General features: G+C 67.5%; 14 protein-coding genes and 1 pseudogene. 8 read left to right on the top strand and 7 right to left on the bottom strand.

The features are described from left to right. Positions 1–315: 315 nt before the first annotated feature. Positions 316–1233: an arginase gene (gene rocF, locus F9K07_RS05290; protein ID WP_159590083.1), complete on the top strand. Its 918-nt coding sequence runs from the start codon at positions 316–318 to the stop codon at positions 1231–1233. Here rocF and F9K07_RS05285 read toward each other — a convergent pair. After that, positions 1230–1529, bottom strand: a complete 300-nt coding sequence (locus F9K07_RS05285) for an antibiotic biosynthesis monooxygenase family protein (protein WP_159590081.1) — start codon at positions 1527–1529, stop codon at positions 1230–1232. The two genes, rocF and F9K07_RS05285, sit on opposite strands and share 4 nt — an antisense overlap. 43 nt (positions 1530–1572) lie before the next feature. Further along, positions 1573–3177 (bottom strand): annotated as a pseudogene (locus tag F9K07_RS05280) (GMC family oxidoreductase); the annotation flags it as partial. A 153-nt stretch (positions 3178–3330) separates the two neighbouring features. Between F9K07_RS05280 and F9K07_RS05275 the strand changes: the two are divergent. Then, positions 3331–4182 carry a 3-hydroxybutyryl-CoA dehydrogenase gene (locus tag F9K07_RS05275; RefSeq protein WP_159590077.1) on the top strand — a complete coding sequence of 284 codons (852 nt, stop codon included), beginning with the start codon at positions 3331–3333 and terminating at the stop codon, positions 4180–4182. A 64-nt stretch (positions 4183–4246) separates the two neighbouring features. Then, positions 4247–5653 carry a glutathione-disulfide reductase gene (gorA, locus tag F9K07_RS05270; protein WP_159590075.1) on the top strand — a complete coding sequence of 469 codons (1407 nt, stop codon included), beginning with the start codon at positions 4247–4249 and terminating at the stop codon, positions 5651–5653. A gap of 6 nt (positions 5654–5659) precedes the next feature. On the opposite strand, the gene F9K07_RS05265 is transcribed toward gorA, so the two are convergent. Further along, positions 5660–6946: an MgtC/SapB family protein gene (locus tag F9K07_RS05265; RefSeq protein WP_236581802.1), complete on the bottom strand. Its 1287-nt coding sequence runs from the start codon at positions 6944–6946 to the stop codon at positions 5660–5662. A gap of 57 nt (positions 6947–7003) precedes the next feature. On the opposite strand from F9K07_RS05265, the gene F9K07_RS05260 reads away from it, so the two are divergent. Beyond that, entirely contained in the window at positions 7004–8509 is a 1506-nt protein-coding gene (locus tag F9K07_RS05260; RefSeq protein WP_159590073.1) for an AMP nucleosidase, read from the top strand. A 1-nt stretch (position 8510) separates the two neighbouring features. On the opposite strand, the gene F9K07_RS05255 is transcribed toward F9K07_RS05260, so the two are convergent. After that, positions 8511–9467 carry a LysR substrate-binding domain-containing protein gene (locus F9K07_RS05255; protein WP_159590071.1) on the bottom strand — a complete coding sequence of 319 codons (957 nt, stop codon included), beginning with the start codon at positions 9465–9467 and terminating at the stop codon, positions 8511–8513. A gap of 74 nt (positions 9468–9541) precedes the next feature. On the opposite strand from F9K07_RS05255, the gene F9K07_RS05250 reads away from it, so the two are divergent. Genes F9K07_RS05250 through F9K07_RS05235 form a run of 4 tightly spaced genes read left to right on the top strand, consistent with a single transcriptional unit; the run spans position 9542 to position 14220 of the window. Then, positions 9542–10444 carry an enoyl-CoA hydratase-related protein gene (locus tag F9K07_RS05250; protein ID WP_159590069.1) on the top strand — a complete coding sequence of 301 codons (903 nt, stop codon included), beginning with the start codon at positions 9542–9544 and terminating at the stop codon, positions 10442–10444. Beyond that, on the top strand, positions 10441–12603 hold the full coding sequence (locus tag F9K07_RS05245; RefSeq protein ID WP_159590067.1) for an acetate--CoA ligase family protein: 2163 nt from the start codon (positions 10441–10443) through the stop codon (positions 12601–12603). The genes F9K07_RS05250 and F9K07_RS05245 overlap by 4 nt, the downstream gene beginning before the upstream one ends. After that, positions 12600–13208, top strand: a complete 609-nt coding sequence (locus F9K07_RS05240) for a 2-hydroxychromene-2-carboxylate isomerase (protein WP_159590065.1) — start codon at positions 12600–12602, stop codon at positions 13206–13208. The genes F9K07_RS05245 and F9K07_RS05240 overlap by 4 nt, the downstream gene beginning before the upstream one ends. Positions 13209–13251: 43 nt before the next feature. Continuing rightward, entirely contained in the window at positions 13252–14220 is a 969-nt protein-coding gene (locus F9K07_RS05235) for a Bug family tripartite tricarboxylate transporter substrate binding protein (RefSeq protein ID WP_159590063.1), read from the top strand. Between the two features lie 15 nt (positions 14221–14235). Here F9K07_RS05235 and F9K07_RS05230 read toward each other — a convergent pair whose 3' ends face one another. The 3 genes from F9K07_RS05230 to F9K07_RS05220 all read right to left on the bottom strand — a co-directional run bounded on the left by F9K07_RS05230 (position 14236) and on the right by F9K07_RS05220 (position 16286). After that, positions 14236–14979, bottom strand: a complete 744-nt coding sequence (locus F9K07_RS05230) for an anti-sigma factor (RefSeq protein WP_159590061.1) — start codon at positions 14977–14979, stop codon at positions 14236–14238. Positions 14980–15040: 61 nt separating this feature from the next. Continuing rightward, positions 15041–15601, bottom strand: a complete 561-nt coding sequence (locus F9K07_RS05225; RefSeq protein WP_159596824.1) for a sigma-70 family RNA polymerase sigma factor — start codon at positions 15599–15601, stop codon at positions 15041–15043. A 139-nt stretch (positions 15602–15740) separates the two neighbouring features. Then, positions 15741–16286 (bottom strand): DUF3455 domain-containing protein, encoded by a 546-nt coding sequence (locus F9K07_RS05220; protein WP_159590059.1) that lies wholly within the window; start codon positions 16284–16286, stop codon positions 15741–15743. Positions 16287–16313 lie beyond the last annotated feature (27 nt).

Below are 16313 nucleotides of genomic sequence, written 5' to 3'. Positions count from 1 at the left end.
GCGACAGAAGCCATACAGACGGAGGTTTCCGAAGCCCACTGCGTCGCAGTGTCAAACCGGCCAGAAATGTGACGAAAATCACCGCGATAGACGGAGATTCGCCCAGCGCGGACGGAGTATCAGTCTCCGAACGGGCAGTTGTCCGACACGAAAGGTGTTGGTTCGTAACTAAAACCCCGCCGCTCAAACCCGCGCTTCATGACAAAGGTACGGAAAAAGAATTCGAGGTCGGGCGGCGTCTCGTAACGTGGCCGTACGTTTTGAAACCGATCCCGGGAGCCCCCACGACCGCAACGCCTCGCTCAAAATGCGGTGATGCCTACACAAGTCAGTCTCATCGGCGTACCAACCGACGTTGGCGCGGGGGCCCGCGGTGCCTCCATGGGTCCAGAAGCCCTGCGCGTCGCAGGTCTGGCCTCGGTGCTGGAGGGCCATGGCCTGCGGGTGGTGGACCGCGGCAACCTCAGTGGTCCGCCCAACCCCTGGCAACCGCCCATCGAGGGCTACCGCCATCTCGACCAGGTGGTGACCTGGAACCAGACCTTGCACGAAGCCGTGCGCGCCGAACTGGCTCAAGGCCGCCTGCCGATCGTGCTCGGCGGCGATCACTGCCTGGGGCTAGGCTCCATCAGCGCGGTGGCACGCCACTGCCGCGAGGCGGGCAAGAAGCTGCGTGTGCTCTGGCTGGATGCCCACGCCGACTTCAACACCGCCGCACTCACTCCCAGCGGCAACATCCATGGCATGCCGGTAGCACTGCTGTGCGGCATGGGCCCGCCCGCGCTCACGGGCATTGGCGGCACCACACCCGCCATCGACGCCAGCGTGGTGCGCCAGATCGGCATCCGCAGCGTGGACCCGGGCGAGAAACGCCTGGTGCACCAGGCCGGCCTGGAGGTGTTCGACATGCGCTTCATCGACGAGATGGGGATGCGCCACACCATGGAGCAGGCCTTGATGGGTGTGGACGACAACACGCACCTGCACGTGAGTTTTGACGTGGACTTTCTCGACCCGGAAGTTGCCCCCGGCGTCGCCACCACCGTGCGTGGCGGGCCAACCTACCGCGAAGCGCAGCTGTGCATGGAGATGATTGCGGACACCGGGCGGCTGGCCTCACTCGACGTGATGGAACTCAACCCGGCCCTGGACGTGCGCAACCGCACGGCCGAGGTGGCGGTGGATCTGATCGAAAGCCTGTTCGGCAAATCCACCTTGATGCGGCAGTCCTAGCCTTGGCCCACGGTTTCGAAGTGCTCCACCACCGGTGGCTGCGCAAAGAACGGGCCGGCGATGGCGCGCCACTGCGCGAACGCATCAGAGCCACGGAAGTCCACCGTGTGGTTCTCCAGGGTTTCCCACTGGATCAACAACAGGTAACGGCCTGGGGTCTCGACGCAGCGCTGTACCTGGAAACCCTTGAACCCCTTGGCCTTGGCGATGACGGTGTTCACGCCGCGCAGAATCGCTTCTTCAAATGCGGCACGCTGACTGGGGTCGATGCGGATGTCCGCGTGTTCGAGAATCATGGTGGTCGTCCTGTTGTGATGTGAGCGGGCCAAGATGGTCCTCGCGCATCATATCGACCGCCTTCTCCGCCATCATGATCACGGGGGCATTGGTGTTGCCGCCGACCACACTGGGCATGACGGACGCGTCCACCACGCGCAACCCCGCCACACCCCGCACGCGCAGCCGCGCGTCGACCACGTCGTTCGCGCCCGACCCCATGCGGCAAGTGCCCACCGGGTGGTAGATGGTGTCGGCGTGGTCGCGGATGAACTGCTCGATCTGCGCGTCGCTGCGCGCCCGTGCCGAGGCATCCGACTCGGTGCCGCCATGGCGCGCGAGCGCGGTCTGCTGCAGCAACTCACGCATGCGTTTGAAGCCCCGCACCAGACGCGACGTGTCATCGTCATCCTGCAGAAACGCAGGGTCGATGAGCGGCGCGCTGCGCGGGTCGGCATTGGCTAGGCGCAAGGACCCTCGACTCTTCGGGCGGAGCAGGCACACGTGGCACGAGTAGCCGTGTCCCAGCACCGTCTTGCGTCCATGGTCCACCAGCTTGCCCACCACAAAATGCAGTTGCAGATCAGGGATGGGTTCGTCGGGCGCGCTCTTGATGAAGCCGCCAGCCTCCGCGAAGTTGGTGGTCAACATGCCGCGGCGCTGGCGCCGCCATTCGAAGATGCCGCGCACCATGCGCGCCACCCCGGTGAGCGACACGCCAAACAGGTCTCTGGCCTTGGGCGCGTTGACCACGATCACCACGTCCACATGGTCGTGCAGGTTCTGACCCACGCCGGGCAGGTCGTGCACGCTGGGGATGCCGTGCTCTCGCAAGTGTCCGGCCGGGCCGATGCCCGAGAGCATGAGCAATTGCGGCGAACCGAACGCCCCCGCGCTGAGCACCACCTCGCCGCCGTCTTTGAGACGCAAGCTCCGCAGGGGCCCGCGTCCGTCATCTTCCTGGTATTCCACACCCACGGCGCGCGGCGCACCGTCCACACTTTCGGTGAGCACGCGGGTGGTCAAGGCGTTGGTGATAAACGTCAGGTTGGCCCGTGCCAGATGCGGTGTGAGGTAGGCCTTGGCCGCACTGCAGCGCTCGCCGTTGCGGTGCGTCACCTGGTAGGCGCCCACCCCCTCCTGTTCGGCGCCATTGAAATCGTGGTTGTGCGGGTAACCGGCCTGCACGCCGGCTTGGATGAACGACGCAAGGAACGGGTTCGGACTGCGCAGGTCCATCACATTGAGCGGGCCACCCTGGCCATGGAACGCGTCGGCGCCGCGTTCGTTGTGCTCGGCGCGTTTGAAGTACGGCAGCACCTCGGCATACGACCACCCCGGGTTGCCTTGCGCGGCCCAGCCGTCGTAGTCGCTCGCGTGGCCGCGCGTGTAGACCATGGCGTTGATCGAACTGGAGCCTCCCAGCACCTTGCCACGCGGCTGGTAACCCCGCCGGCCGTTCAAACCAGGCTGTGGCACGGTGTTGTAGCCCCAGCCGTTGAGCTCGAACTTGGCCATCGCCGCCAAGCCTGCCGGGCAATGGATCAGTACGCTGCGGTCGGGCGGGCCGGCCTCGATGAGAGCGACCCGGATGGCCGGATCTTCGCTCAGGCGCGATGCGAGTACGCAGCCGGCCGAGCCGCCGCCGACGATGATGTAGTCGAACATGGAAGAGAGGTCTCCGGGATGAGCAACGCGTTCACCGCGTGCGCGACAATCTCCGGGCAAGTTAGCACAGGCCCTACCACCCCGTTAGGCAGTGCAGCCTAGGCCGGCGACGCCGGGTCAACACCGATTTTTTTCAACAGGAGCAGCGCTTTCATGAACAGCATCAACACCGTCGGCATCATCGGCTCGGGCACCATGGGCAACGGCATCGCGCAGGCGTGCGCCGTCAGCGGCATCCGCGTGGTGATGGTCGACATCGCCCAGGCCGCCGTCGACAAGGGCCTGGCCACCGTGGCCGGCAGCCTGGACCGCTTGATCAAGAAGGAGAAGATGACCGCGGCGGACAAGGACAAGGCGCTGTCGCTGATCAAAGGCTCCACGAACTACGACGACCTCAAGAGCGCGCAGCTCGTCATAGAAGCCGCGACCGAAAACGAGGGCCTCAAGATCAAGATCCTGCAGCAACTGGACAGCCTGCTGGCACCCGAAGTGATCGTGGCCACCAACACCAGCTCGATCGGCATCACCAAGCTGGCCGCCGCCACGCAACGGCCCGACCGTTTCATCGGCATGCACTTCTTCAACCCGGTGCCCATGATGGCGCTGGTGGAAATCATCCGCGGCCTGCAGACCAGCGATGCCACGCACGACACGGTGAAGACCCTGGCCGAGGCGCTGGGCAAATCGCCGATCACGGTGAAGAATGGCCCGGGCTTCGTGGTCAACCGCATTCTGGTGCCGATGATCAATGAGGCCTTCTTTGTGTTGGCCGAAGGCGTGGCCACGCGGGAGGACATCGACGCCGGCATGAAGCTGGGCACCAACCAGCCCATCGGCCCGCTGGCCCTGGCCGACATGATCGGCCTGGACGTGTGCCTGGCCGTGATGAACGTCTACATGGCCGAGTTCAACGACGGCAAGTACCGCCCTGCGCCGCTGCTCAAGGAAATGGTGGCAGCGGGCTACCTGGGGCGCAAGACCGGCCGCGGCGTGTACACGTATTGAGCCCTGGCCTGCAAAGGCATTCGTGCCGTCATAACATCGGCCAACGCTTCAAGGATGGTTCTGTATGACGGCTTCGTTTGACTTCGATCTTTTCGTCATCGGCGGTGGCAGCGGCGGTGTGCGCGCCGCGCGCATGGCCGCGCAGCGCGGCGCGCGCGTGGCGCTGGCCGAGATGCTGGGCACCGATGGGCTGGGCGGCACCTGCGTGAACGTGGGCTGCATTCCCAAGAAGCTCTACAGCTACGCCGCGCACTACGCCGAAGCGTTCGAAGAGTCCCACGGCTACGGCTGGGAAGGCGTGACGCCCACGCTGAACTGGGCCACGCTCAAAGCCAACCGGGAGAAGGAGATCGCCCGCCTCAATGGTGTATACGGCAATCTGTTGCGCGGCTCGGGCGTCACCGTGTTCGACGCCTTCGCGCGGCTCACCGGCGCGCACGGCGTCGCACTGTCCACCCTGAACGCCGACGGTTCGCCCGGGCACCAGGAATTCACCGCCCGGCACATCCTGATCGCCACCGGCGGCACACCCCACGTGCCGCATTTCCAGGGTCGCGAGCACGTGATCGTCTCTGACGCGATCTTCGACCTCGAACCCTTTCCCAAGCGCCTGGTGGTCGTGGGTGGGGGCTACATCGCCTGCGAATTCGCCTCCATCTTCAACGGCCTGGGCGCCAAGGTCACGCAGCTCTACCGCGGTGAGCAGGTGCTGCGCGGCTTCGACGACGAGATCCGCCATTTCGTCGCCGGCGAGATGATCAAGTCCGGCGTGGACCTGCACCTGAACGCGGGCGTGGTCGACATCCGCCCGTCGGCCGATGGCCTGGACGTCGAGTGCGAGGGCGGTGCGCTGGTGAAAGCCGATGCCGTGCTGTACGCCACCGGCCGCGTGCCCAACGTCGAAGACCTGGGCTTGCAGGCCGTGGGTGTGGCGCAGGGCGCCAAGGGCGAGATCATCGTCAACGAGCACTACCAGACCAATGTACCCAGCATCCATGCCGTGGGCGACGTCACCAACCGCGTGCAGCTCACGCCGGTGGCACTCGGCGAAGCCATGGTGGTGGTGGACCAGCTCTTCGGCCCCGCCGCCGGCAAAGCACCACGCAGCATGGGCTACGAGTTCATTCCCACGGCCGTGTTCACCCACCCGAGCATTGGCACCGTGGGTTACAGCGAGGCCGACGCGCGCAAGAAGTTCGGCGCGGTCACGGTCTTTCGCAGCGAGTTCAAGGCGCTCAAGCACACCTTGTCGGGCAGCAGCGAGCGCACGCTCATGAAACTGGTGGTAGACACCGCGAGCGACCGCGTGGTAGGCCTGCACATGGTGGGCGCCGAGGCCGGCGAGATCGTGCAGGGTTTTGCCGTGGCCATGAAGGCCGGGGCCACCAAGGCGGTGTTCGACAGCACCATCGGCATCCACCCGACGGCGGCCGAAGAGTTCGTGACCATGCGCGAACCGGTGAAGGACTGAAGCGACTCAGCGCAACGTGGCCAACAACAGGGTGCAGACCACCGTGTGCACCAGCAGGCCGGGGACGAGCCACGCGGCGTAACGCGCTCCGCCACTCAAGAAGGCGGTCGCGCTCTTGCTCAAGGCGTGCACGCCCAATGCCAGCGCCACGGCCCAGGGCGCGCTGGCCTGCGGTGGCTCGCTGGATGCGAACACCGCCGCCAGCGCGGAGTGCAGATCCACGAGCGATGCCACCAGCGTGCCGGCCAGAACGCCCGCCTCACCCAACCAAAGGTCCAGCGCGTGCACCAGCACCTGGATACCGGCCAAAAGGGCGGCAATGGCGATGGCGCCGGACAGGCTGAACATGCGATCGCCCTGCGCCGCACCCAGACCTTCGGTGTGCGGCGACGAGCCCAACCCACCCTCGAGCACCATGGGCGCGCCACGCACCAGCCAGGTACCCCACAAAGCTGCCAACGCCCCGCCAGCCAAGGCCGGCAGCCACAGCATGGGCAACCAGGCGGGCCGCATCGCGGCCGCCACCAACAACATCTGCAACAAGGTGGGCACGCAGGACAACAAGCCCCCGCCCGCCAGCAAACGGGCCTCGGCGGGCCGTTGGCGCGCGCCCAGCCCCAAGGTGGCGATGGTCGCCGTGCTGGAGACAAAGCCCGAGGCGAACGCCGAAAACGCCACCGCGTGACGCGCCTGCAGCAAACGCCGGCACAGGTGGGCGAGCGACTGCACCGCCAGCAACAGCGCCAGCAGCTGGGTGATGGTGGCCGGGTTGAGCACCGGTCCCCACAAGGGGCGGTTCGGCATCAAGGGCAGGGCCACCAGGACCAGTGCCGCGAGCACGATGCCATCACGCACCTCGGCGGGCCGCAGCCAATGGTTGACGAACCGGTGCAGCCGCTCGCGCGACGCCAGCACCACGGTGAGCCCTGCCGCCATCGCGGCGGCCAGCGGAAGGTTCTGGGCGCAGACCACACCGATCAGGTAGGTCAGCAGCAGCGCCACCTCGGTGGTGGCGCCCGGGATCTCGGAGCGGTCGCGCGCGTAAGCCACCACGCCCAAGGCGGCGACGAACGCCGCGCCCACCCACACCAGCGCGGTGTGCGGCAACAGTGCAGCCACCGCACCGCTCACGCACACCAGCGCAAACGTGCGCAAGCCGGCGAACGCGCCTGCGGGACCTTCACCCTTGCTGCGTTCGCGCTCCACGCCGATCAGCAAACCGCAGCCCAGTGCTGCGGCCAGGATGGCCGAGGCGCTGGTGAATTCGGGGAGAACCATGGCCGGCGACGACATTCTTTTTTCCTTCAGGTGGCGTGCCGGCGGTGCGCAGCCGCGCGCCACAATAGCGCCATGCACAAATCGCCCGACTTTACCGCCCCCAAAACCTTCCGAGACCCCGCCGAAGCCCTGGCCCAGGTGCAGCGCATCTACCAGAACAGCATCGACTTCCTGCGCCAGGCCATGCGGGATTTCGTCTCCGGGGGCGACTACACCCAGGTCCATGTGCGGGCCTGCTACCCCTACGTGCGCCTGCACAGCCACAGCGTGCTGCGCCAGGGCAGTGGCTCGGGCCAGGCACCCAACACCTTGAGCTACGGCTTCGTGGCCGGCCCGGGCCGGTACGAAACCTCGCTCACGCGCCCGGACCTCTACGCCGACTACTACCTGGAGCAGTTCCGCCTGCTGCATGCCAACCACGGCGGCGAACTGGAGGTGGGCACGAGCACGCAGCCCATCCCCATCCACTTCTCGTTCGCCGAGCACGACCACGTGGAAGGCAGCATGGACGCGATGCGCCGCGCCCTCATGCGCGACGTATTCGACCTGCCCGATCTCACGGCCATGGACGACGGCATCGCCAACGGCACTTACGAACCCTTGGCGGGCGAGGCGCATCCGCTCTCGCTCTTCACCGCGCCGCGCGTGGACTATTCGCTGCAGCGCCTGCGCCACTACACCGGCACCGCGCCCGAGTGGTTCCAGAACTTCGTCATGTTCACCAATTACCAGTTCTACATCGACGAATTCATCAAGCTCGGCCGCGCCGAAATGGCCGACCCCGACAGCCAGTACGTCGCGTTCATCGAACCCGGCAACGTGGTCACGCGCCGCAGCGGCCTGGCGGCCGAGCCGGTCGACGAACTCGGCCACGCGCCACCGCGCCTGCCGCAGATGCCGGGCTACCACCTGCTGCGCGAAGACAGAAGCGGCATCACCATGGTCAACATCGGCGTGGGCCCGGCCAACGCCAAGACCATCACCGACCACATCGCCGTGCTGCGCCCGCACGCCTGGCTCATGCTCGGCCACTGCGCCGGCCTGCGCACCAGCCAGCAACTGGGTGACTACGTGCTGGCGCACGCCTATGTGCGCGAAGACCATGTGCTCGACGAAGAACTGCCGCTGTGGGTGCCCATTCCCGCGCTGGCCGAGATCCAGCTCGCGCTCGAAGCCGCCGTGGCCGACGTCACCGGCGTGCCACCGGCCGAACTCAAACGCATCATGCGCACCGGTACCGTGGCCAGCACCGACAACCGCAACTGGGAGCTGCTGCCCGACAACATGCCGCAGCGCCGCTTCTCGCAATCGCGCGCCGTGGCGCTGGACATGGAAAGCGCCACCATCGCGGCCAACGGCTTTCGTTTCCGTGTGCCGTATGGCACCTTGCTGTGCGTGAGCGACAAGCCGCTGCACGGCGAGATCAAGCTGCCCGGCATGGCCAACCACTTCTACCGCGAGCGGGTCGACCAGCATTTGCGCATCGGCATCCGGGCGATCGAGATCCTGCGCGAGGGTGGCACGGACCAGTTGCACAGCCGCAAGCTGAGGAGCTTTGCGGAGGTGGCGTTTCAGTAGCTCACGCGCGCGCCTGACCCGCCGCCGCCCGCACCGCCGCCAGAAAATCCGCATACACCTCGCCCTGCAGCGAGCTGGACCGCTGCACGATGGAAATGGGCGCGGAGAAAGATGACATCGGCGTGCGCAGCACGCGCACCAGGCCATGCCGCTCGGCCAGCTTGGCCGCATCCAACGGCACCAGGGCCAGGGTCTGAAGTTCGTGCGCCAGCGCCAGGCTGGTGGTGAACGAGGAAGATTCCATCAAGGGCCGTGGCGGCGTCACTCCCCCGCGGATGAACTCGGTGCTGAGCAACTGGCGCGTCACCAGTTCCGGTGGCGGCAGCACCCAGCGCGCATCGGCCAGTTCCTGCCAACCGATCTGCCGCCGCCGGCGCGCCAGCGGCAGGCTGGCGCCCGCGACGATGGCCAGCGATTCGTCGTAGAGCCGCTCCACGCGCAAGGTGCGCATGGGTTCGCTGGCCAGCAGCTCACCGGAGAAACGACCAACCACGCAGTCCACTTCGCCCGCATCGAGCGCCAACAGCAGGTCGTGGATGGAGCCTTCCCGAAATCGCACCACCATGCCCGGCCGGCGCTCGATGAAACGACCCATGGCACGCGGCAGCAAGGACAGCAACATGATCGGCGTCGCACCCACGCGCAGCATGCCGGCCTCGCCCTTTTCGATGGCCTGCAACTCGTCGCGCAGGATGCCCCATTCGTTGAGCATGACCTCGGCCCGGTGCAGGAACGCCAGGCCGCTCGCGGTGGGCCGCGTGCCCAACCGGCCGCGCTCGAACAGGCGCACGCCCAGCGAAGCCTCCAGCTCCTGCAACATCTTGGTCACCGCGGGCTGCGTGCGGTGCAGCAGGCGCGCGGCTTCGTGCACGGTGCCAGACGCCGCGAGTGCGCGGCACAACTGCAGGTGCGACAGGCGCACGCCGCTGACGGGCGAGGAGAAAGGTGCTTGCTTCATTTGATTCGATTATGGAATCGAATGATCAAAACAACTCAGTATTTAAGAATCACCATCTGGTCCACACTGCGCCCATGAATGCCCTTGGCCAGACACCCCTGCTCGAAGATGCGCCCGTCGTCGACACCCGCCACCGCGACGGCGTTGCGCTGCTGGAGATCCGCAACCCGCCGGTGAATGCGTTGAACCGCCGCGTGCGCCGGGCCCTGCTCGACGTGCTGATGGCGGTGCGCGACGACGCGGACACCCAGGCCGTGGTGATCGCCAGCGCCGGCCGCATGTTCTCGGGTGGCGGCGACCTGCGCGAAGTCGGCCAACCGGACCCGCCGGGCAGCACACCATTGGGCGAACTCGCCGAACTCGTGGAGCGTTTTCCCAAGCCGGTCGTGGTCGCCTTGCAGGGCAAGAGCATCGGCGGCGGCGTGCTGCTGGCCATGGCCTGCCACGCCCGGGTGGGCGCGCACGACGCCCTGCTCGCGCTGCCCGAGTTGAACCTCGGTTTCGTGCCGGGTGCGGGCGGCACGCAGCGTTTGCCGCGCCTGGTCGGCGTGGAGGCCGCTCTGCGCACGGTGGTGCTCGCGCAACCCATGGACGCGGCCACGGCGCTGGCGGCTGGCTTGCTGGACGCGGTGGTGCCCGAGGATGGTGACTTGCGCAACACGGCCGCGGCGCACGCCCTGGCCATCGCCCAAGGCCGGCTGCCGTGGCGGCGCACCGCAGAACAAGCCGTGCCGGGCGGCGCTGCGTCCGAAGCGCTCATTGCGCACCACCGCGCGCTCGCCACCGAACGCTGGGCCGACCGCGAGGCGGCACAAGACGCCATCACGCTCATCGCGCTCGCCGCCGAACGCCCTTTCGACCAAGGTGCACAGCAGGAACGCGAGACCTACCTGCGCCTGGCCGCCTCCGAACAGACGCAAGGTCTCGTTGCGGCGTTCTTCGCCGCCCGCGACCCCAACAGGATCCAGAAAGCATGACCGACCTGAGCAACCACCCCGTTCTTCAAGCCCGGGCGCATCCCCGCTCGCTGGACGCGCTGCTGAACCCGCATTCGGTGGCCATCCTCGGCGCCTCCGCCGACGCCACCAAGATCGGCGGACGCCCGGTGAAGTTTCTGCGCACGCACGGTTTCAGCAAGCCGATCTATCCGGTCAACCCACGCGCCACCGAGGTGCAAGGCCTGCCCGCGTACGCCAGTCTGGCCGACATTCCCGCGCCGGTGGACCATGTCATCGTTGCGCTGCCCGGCCAGGCGGTGCTGCCTGCGGTGCGCCTGTGCGCCGAACGCGGTGTGCGCGCGGTGACGGTGTTCAGCTCGGGCTTCGCCGAAGTCGGCGAAGAAGGCCGGGCGGCGCAGGAAGAGCTCGGCGCGATCGCGCGCGACAGCGGCATGCGCATCCTCGGCCCGAACTGCATGGGCTTCATGAACCTGCGCACCGGCTTTCTCGGCACCTTCGCGTTCATGGTCGATCTGGGCTTGCCACCGCTGGGGCGCGTGGCGCTGGTGAGCCAGAGCGGCGCCTTCGGTGGACAGGCGCTGGTGATGGCGCGCGAGCGGGGCCTGCCGCTGGGCGCGTGGGTCACCACCGGCAACGAGTGCGACGTGGAGCTGGCGGACTGCATCGCCCACTTCGCGCAGGACCCCCATACCGACGTGATCATGGGCTACATGGAAGGCTGCAAGTCACCACAGCGCCTGATCAAGGCACTGGCGCTGGCGCAGGCCGCGGGCAAACCGGTGATCATGGTGAAGGCGGGTCGCTCCGACGTGGGTCGTGCGGCCGTGCAGTCGCACACCGGCGCACTGGCCGGTGACGACCGCGTGTTCGACGCGCTGTTCCACGAATACGGCGTGCACCGCGCGCATTCGGTGGAAGATTTCTTCGACGTCGCCCGCGCCTGCGCCACCGGCGTGATGCCGCGCGAGGGCCGCGTGGGCGTGTTCACCGTCTCGGGTGGCATCGGTGTGCTCACGGCCGATGCCGCCGAGCAGCACGGCCTGGAGCTCACCCCCATGCCAGCCGCCGCACAGGCGCAGCTGCAGGCGCTGCTGCCGCACGCATCGGTGCGCAACCCGGTGGACGGTACGGCGCAGATCTGGGCCGACATGCAGGTGTTCGAAACCTTTCTGCGCACCATGCTGCAGGAAGGTCACTACGAATGCGTGTTGCTGTTCCTCACCGCCATGCCACACGCGCCGCATCTGCAGGCGCCGCTGGCCGACATCCTCACGCGGCTGCGGCAGGAGTTTCCGCAGGTCTTGCTGGTGCTGTCCATGCTCGCGCCAGCAGCGCTGTCACAGCAGATGCAGGACGCCGGCTACCTGCTGTTCGAGGACACCACGCGCGCCATGCGCGCGGTGGCAGCGCTCAAGTCGCTGGCCTCGGCGCGGCAACGCTACCGCGCCGCCCGCCCCTTGCGGCAGGCGATCCCGCTGTTGCCCGAACTGAGCGCCCAGTCCCTGGCCGAGGCGCGCACCGAGCATGCCGCCAAGCAAGTGCTGAACCTGTGCGGCATCGCGGCGCCCACCGAACAGGTGGTGACGACCGCCGAAGAGGCCATTGCCGCAGCGCGCAAGACCGGCTACCCGATCGTGCTCAAGGTGCTCTCGCCCGACATCGTGCACAAGACCGAGGTGGGCGGCGTGGCCCTGAACCTGCGCGACGACCACGCACTGGCGAACGCCTGGCGCGAGATGATGGCGCGTGTGCGCCGCGAAGCGCCCGACGCGCGCATCGAAGGCGCGCTGGTGGCACCCATGGTGGGCCCGGGTCTGGAATTCATCGTGGGCGTGCAGCGCGACCCGATCTTCGGCCCGGTGATCGTGGCCGGCCTCGGCGGGGTGTTCGTCGAACTGTTCAACGACGTGGCGCTGCGCATTGCCCCGGTGTCGCACGAACAGGCCCACGAGATGCTGCGCGAACTGCGCGCCTACCCACTGCTGCAAGGCCACCGCGGCGCGCCCGCCGCGGACGTGGAGGCGCTGGCCGATGCGATCGTGCGCTTGTCGCAACTGGCCGTGCGCCACGCCGAGTCGGTGGAATCGATCGAGATCAACCCGCTGCGCGTGTTTCCCACCGGCCAAGGCGTGCTCGCGCTCGATGCCGTGGTGCTGCCGCGCGGGGCCGCAGCATGAGCAGCAAGACCGTCACTTTCTACTTCTCGGTGCTCTCGCCCTGGGTGTATTTCGGCGGTCCGCGCTTTCACGAGATCGTGCGCGACGCCCAGGCCACCGTGCTCTACCGCCCGATCGATCTGCTGCGCGTGTTCCGCGAAACCGGCGGCACGCCGCTGGCCGCGATGTCGCCCGCGCGCCAGGCGTTTCGAGCGCGCGAACGCCAGCGCTGGTCCGATTGGCTGGGCATGCCGGTCAATGCGAAGCCCGCCCACCATCCGGTGGACGAAGCGCTCGCCGCGCAACTGCTGATGGCGGCCGAAGACACCCACGGCAGCGCGGTCGTCTGGCCGTTGGCGCAGCGCATGCTGGCCGGCGTCTGGGTGCACGACCTCGATATTTCGCAGGCCTCCACGCTCGCGCAGATGGCGCGCGGCGAAGGGCTTGATGGCGATGCCCTGCTGACCCAGGCCGACACGCCGGCGATGCGCACGCGCTTTGACAACGGCACCACCGAAGCCATGGCCGCAGGCGTGTTCGGTGTGCCCAGCTTCGTCATCGACGGCGACCTGCACTTCGGGCAGGACCGCCTCGATTTCGTGGAACGCGCCTTGCGGTCCCATTGAGAGATGGATGGCTCATAGTTTTTCAAGCGAAAGGAACCCGACCATGAACAAGCTCCTACCCCGTCTGCTGTTAGCGCTGTGCGCCGTCGCCACGGCAGGGCTGGCCAACGCACAGGCATTTCCCAACAAGCCGATCCGATGGATCTCGCCCTGGGCGCCCGCGGGCGGCAACGACGTGCTCTCGCGCGCCATCGGCAACGAGATCTCGAAATCTCTCGGCCAGCCGGTGGTGGTGGAGAACAAGCCCGGCGCCTCCGGCACCATGGGCACCGATCAGGTGGCCAAGGCACCGGCCGACGGCTACACCCTCACGCTGGGCAGTCCCGGCACCCATGCCACCGCGCTGAGCATGGTGCCCGGCCTGCCCTACGACCCGGTGAAGTCGTTCACGCCGATCGTGCTCGTGGGCACCGTGCCCAACGTGCTGGTCGTCCCCACCTCGGTGCCGGCCAACTCGGTGAAGGAGTTGATCGCCTACCTCAAGGCCCACCCCAACAGCTACAACTTCGCCTCGGTCGGCAATGGCTCCATGCAGCACCTCGCGGGGGAGCTCTTCAAGCGCATGGCCGGCGTGGAGATCACCCACGTGGCCTACAAGGGCAGCGCCCCGGCCCTGCTCGACCTGACCGGTGGCCGCGTCGAAATGGCTTTCGAGAGCATGCCCACGGTGTTGCCGCTGGTGCGCGGCGGCAAGCTCAAGGCCTTGGCGGTCACCACGCCCAAGCGCTCCTCGCTGATGCCCGAGGTGCCGACCATCGCCGAGTCCGGGCTGCCCGGTTTCGACGTCACCGTCTGGTACGGCGTGTTCGGCCCTGCGGGCATGCCGGCGGACGTCACGACCAAGCTCAACCAGTCCATCAACGCCGCCCTGCGCACCCCCGAACTGGGTCAGCGCCTCAGCGAACTGGGCGCCGACGTCGCCGGCGGCACGGCGCAAGATCTGGCGCGCTACCAGGCGGCGGAAAGCACGAAGTGGAACAAGTTCATCAAGGACGCGGGCATCGCGCCCTGAGCACACGCAACAGTTTCAACCCAGCTGGACCGCGCGCCCGATGTAGAGAATGGGCCCGGTCGGGCGACCGGTGGGCGAGCCGTTGTAGGGCTCCAGCGTGATCTCGAACAGCTGGTTGGGCACCAGCGGTGGCAGCCGGTCAAGCTTGACCTCCAGCGGCTGACCGGGCTGCACCAGACCGAGCGACACCGGCGCGTTCCAGTCGTCCGCCTTGGTCCAGAACTGCAGCGAACGCTGCTCGGGCACAGCGGTGGCGGTGCCCAGGGGCGAGAGCCTCAGCGCGTCCTTGCCGTCGGTGCGCACCACCCAACCGGGTGCCGTGCCATTGGGCGCGACGAGCACCACCATGTACTGCGGCGCGGCGGGCGCGAACAGACCCGTGGACGGCAGCAGCGCGACCACCGAGGCAGCGGCAAAGCCCGTGGCCGCCACTGCGCGCCACAAACCCAGGCTGCTCCACCAGCGCTGCCAAGCGTTGGCCTGGGCCACGGGGGCGCGCGATCTGGTGGCAACGGGCGCTGGTGCGGTTGCCGGTGCGATGGATTTTTCAATACGCGTCCACAGCGCGGACGACGGCTGCACCGCCTCCACCAGCGCGGTCAAAGGCAACAGGCGCCCTTCCCAGCCGTCCACCGCATCGCGCAGCGCGGCGTCGGTGGCGATGCGCGCTTGCACCTCTTGGCGGCGTGTGGCCGACAGCGTGCCCAGCACGTAGGCGGCCGCCAGATCGTCGATAGGATCGTAGGTGGGCGCGCTCACTGGACGACCCTCCGTGCTACGCACTGCGGGGCCGAGCGCCTTCGGAGCGGCCGTGCGGCGCTCATGCCAGGCACTCCTTCAACGAAGCCAAGCCCCGCCGGATCCAGGCCTTCACCGAACCCAGCGGCGAGCCCACACGCTCGGCGATCTCGGCGTGGGTGCAGCCGTCCAGGTAGGCATACAGCACACAGTTGCGCTTGGCCGTGTCCAGGCGAGCGAGGCATTCGTCAAGCCGCCCCAGATCGGCACGCACGGCAAAGGCATCGGCCATGTCGGGGGCTGCAGCCACGTCGTCGCCCTGCAACGCGTCCAGGGCGTCTTCGTCGACCGACACGGTGCGGGTGTTGGCGCGCACGGCATCCAGCGCACGGTGTCGCACCACCCCGACCATCCACCCACGGCCCGCACCACGGCTGGCGTCAAAGGTGGAAGAGCGGGTCCAGATGTTCATGAAAGCGTCGTGCAGCACGTCTTCGGCGGTGGCGCGGTCGCGCACGATGCGCAAGGCCACACCCAGGAGAAAGCGGCCTTCTTGCTCGTACAGGCGGCGCAAGGCTGCGCGATCGCCCTGCGCACAGGCAGCCAGGGCAGCATCGTGGTCGAAGGCGTTCGTTTCGGACAGGCTCAATATCGGTCGGTCTCGCAGGGCGGAAGAAGCGAGGCACGTTGTGCGCTTGCACACCGTGCCTCGAACTGCCGGCCATACTAGCCGATCCGTGGGCGTTGACGACGGCCGCGCTGGCTGCGTCAAGCGCGTGGCATCAGGATGCCTTGTAGAAGATGTAGTCGGCCTGGTACTGCACCACTTGCTTGGCACCCACGTTGCCCGCGCCACACATCGAGCTCGGCGCGATGCCGCCCTTGGTGGCCACGCGCTGGGTGTAGGTCACGCCGGTGAGTGCGCCGGAGCCCATGACCGGGTTGGCCTTCACGAGTTGCAGTGGAATGTTCTGGGCGCCGTTGGGGGCCACGGCGACTTGCGTGGCGGTGAACTTGGAGCCGTCCATGGCTTCCCAGGTGGCGGGCGGGCCATAGTACTTGCCCACTTGCTTGCCGCTGCGGTCCAGCAGACGGGCGTCAGGCCCACCGAAGACCCATTCGAACTGGCCGGGCATGTTGGCCTTGACCTTGCATTCGTAGGTGATCTGGCCGACGCCCACGGTTTCCCAGGCGACCTTGTGGCCGGCCGGCACCTTCACCGCCTCGGGCAGGCTGGCCTGCGAATACATCATGGGGGCGCCCATGTTGGACGCGCAGGCGGTCAGGGCCAGCGCCGCAGCAGCGACCAGGGTGGATTTGAACAGCATGGCAAAACTCCTCGAGATTGGGGTTGT

The sequence above is a fragment of the Hydrogenophaga sp. BPS33 genome, assembly GCF_009859475.1.
Classification (GTDB): domain Bacteria; phylum Pseudomonadota; class Gammaproteobacteria; order Burkholderiales; family Burkholderiaceae_C; genus Hydrogenophaga.
Note: the sequence above shows the minus strand (reverse complement) of the source record. Positions and strands in the feature narration are given on the sequence as shown.

What these genes read in the sequence shown, in the direction of transcription:
- rocF (WP_159590083.1), top strand. Translation starts at nt 316, where the DNA reads ATGCCTACACAAGTCAGTCTCATCGGCGTACCAACCGACGTTGGCGCG.
- F9K07_RS05285 (WP_159590081.1), bottom strand. Translation starts at nt 1,529, where the DNA reads ATGATTCTCGAACACGCGGACATCCGCATCGACCCCAGTCAGCGTGCC.
- F9K07_RS05275 (WP_159590077.1), top strand. Translation starts at nt 3,331, where the DNA reads ATGAACAGCATCAACACCGTCGGCATCATCGGCTCGGGCACCATGGGC.
- gorA (WP_159590075.1), top strand. Translation starts at nt 4,247, where the DNA reads ATGACGGCTTCGTTTGACTTCGATCTTTTCGTCATCGGCGGTGGCAGC.
- F9K07_RS05265 (WP_236581802.1), bottom strand. Translation starts at nt 6,946, where the DNA reads ATGTCGTCGCCGGCCATGGTTCTCCCCGAATTCACCAGCGCCTCGGCC.
- F9K07_RS05260 (WP_159590073.1), top strand. Translation starts at nt 7,004, where the DNA reads ATGCACAAATCGCCCGACTTTACCGCCCCCAAAACCTTCCGAGACCCC.
- F9K07_RS05255 (WP_159590071.1), bottom strand. Translation starts at nt 9,467, where the DNA reads ATGAAGCAAGCACCTTTCTCCTCGCCCGTCAGCGGCGTGCGCCTGTCG.
- F9K07_RS05250 (WP_159590069.1), top strand. Translation starts at nt 9,542, where the DNA reads ATGAATGCCCTTGGCCAGACACCCCTGCTCGAAGATGCGCCCGTCGTC.
- F9K07_RS05245 (WP_159590067.1), top strand. Translation starts at nt 10,441, where the DNA reads ATGACCGACCTGAGCAACCACCCCGTTCTTCAAGCCCGGGCGCATCCC.
- F9K07_RS05240 (WP_159590065.1), top strand. Translation starts at nt 12,600, where the DNA reads ATGAGCAGCAAGACCGTCACTTTCTACTTCTCGGTGCTCTCGCCCTGG.
- F9K07_RS05235 (WP_159590063.1), top strand. Translation starts at nt 13,252, where the DNA reads ATGAACAAGCTCCTACCCCGTCTGCTGTTAGCGCTGTGCGCCGTCGCC.
- F9K07_RS05220 (WP_159590059.1), bottom strand. Translation starts at nt 16,286, where the DNA reads ATGCTGTTCAAATCCACCCTGGTCGCTGCTGCGGCGCTGGCCCTGACC.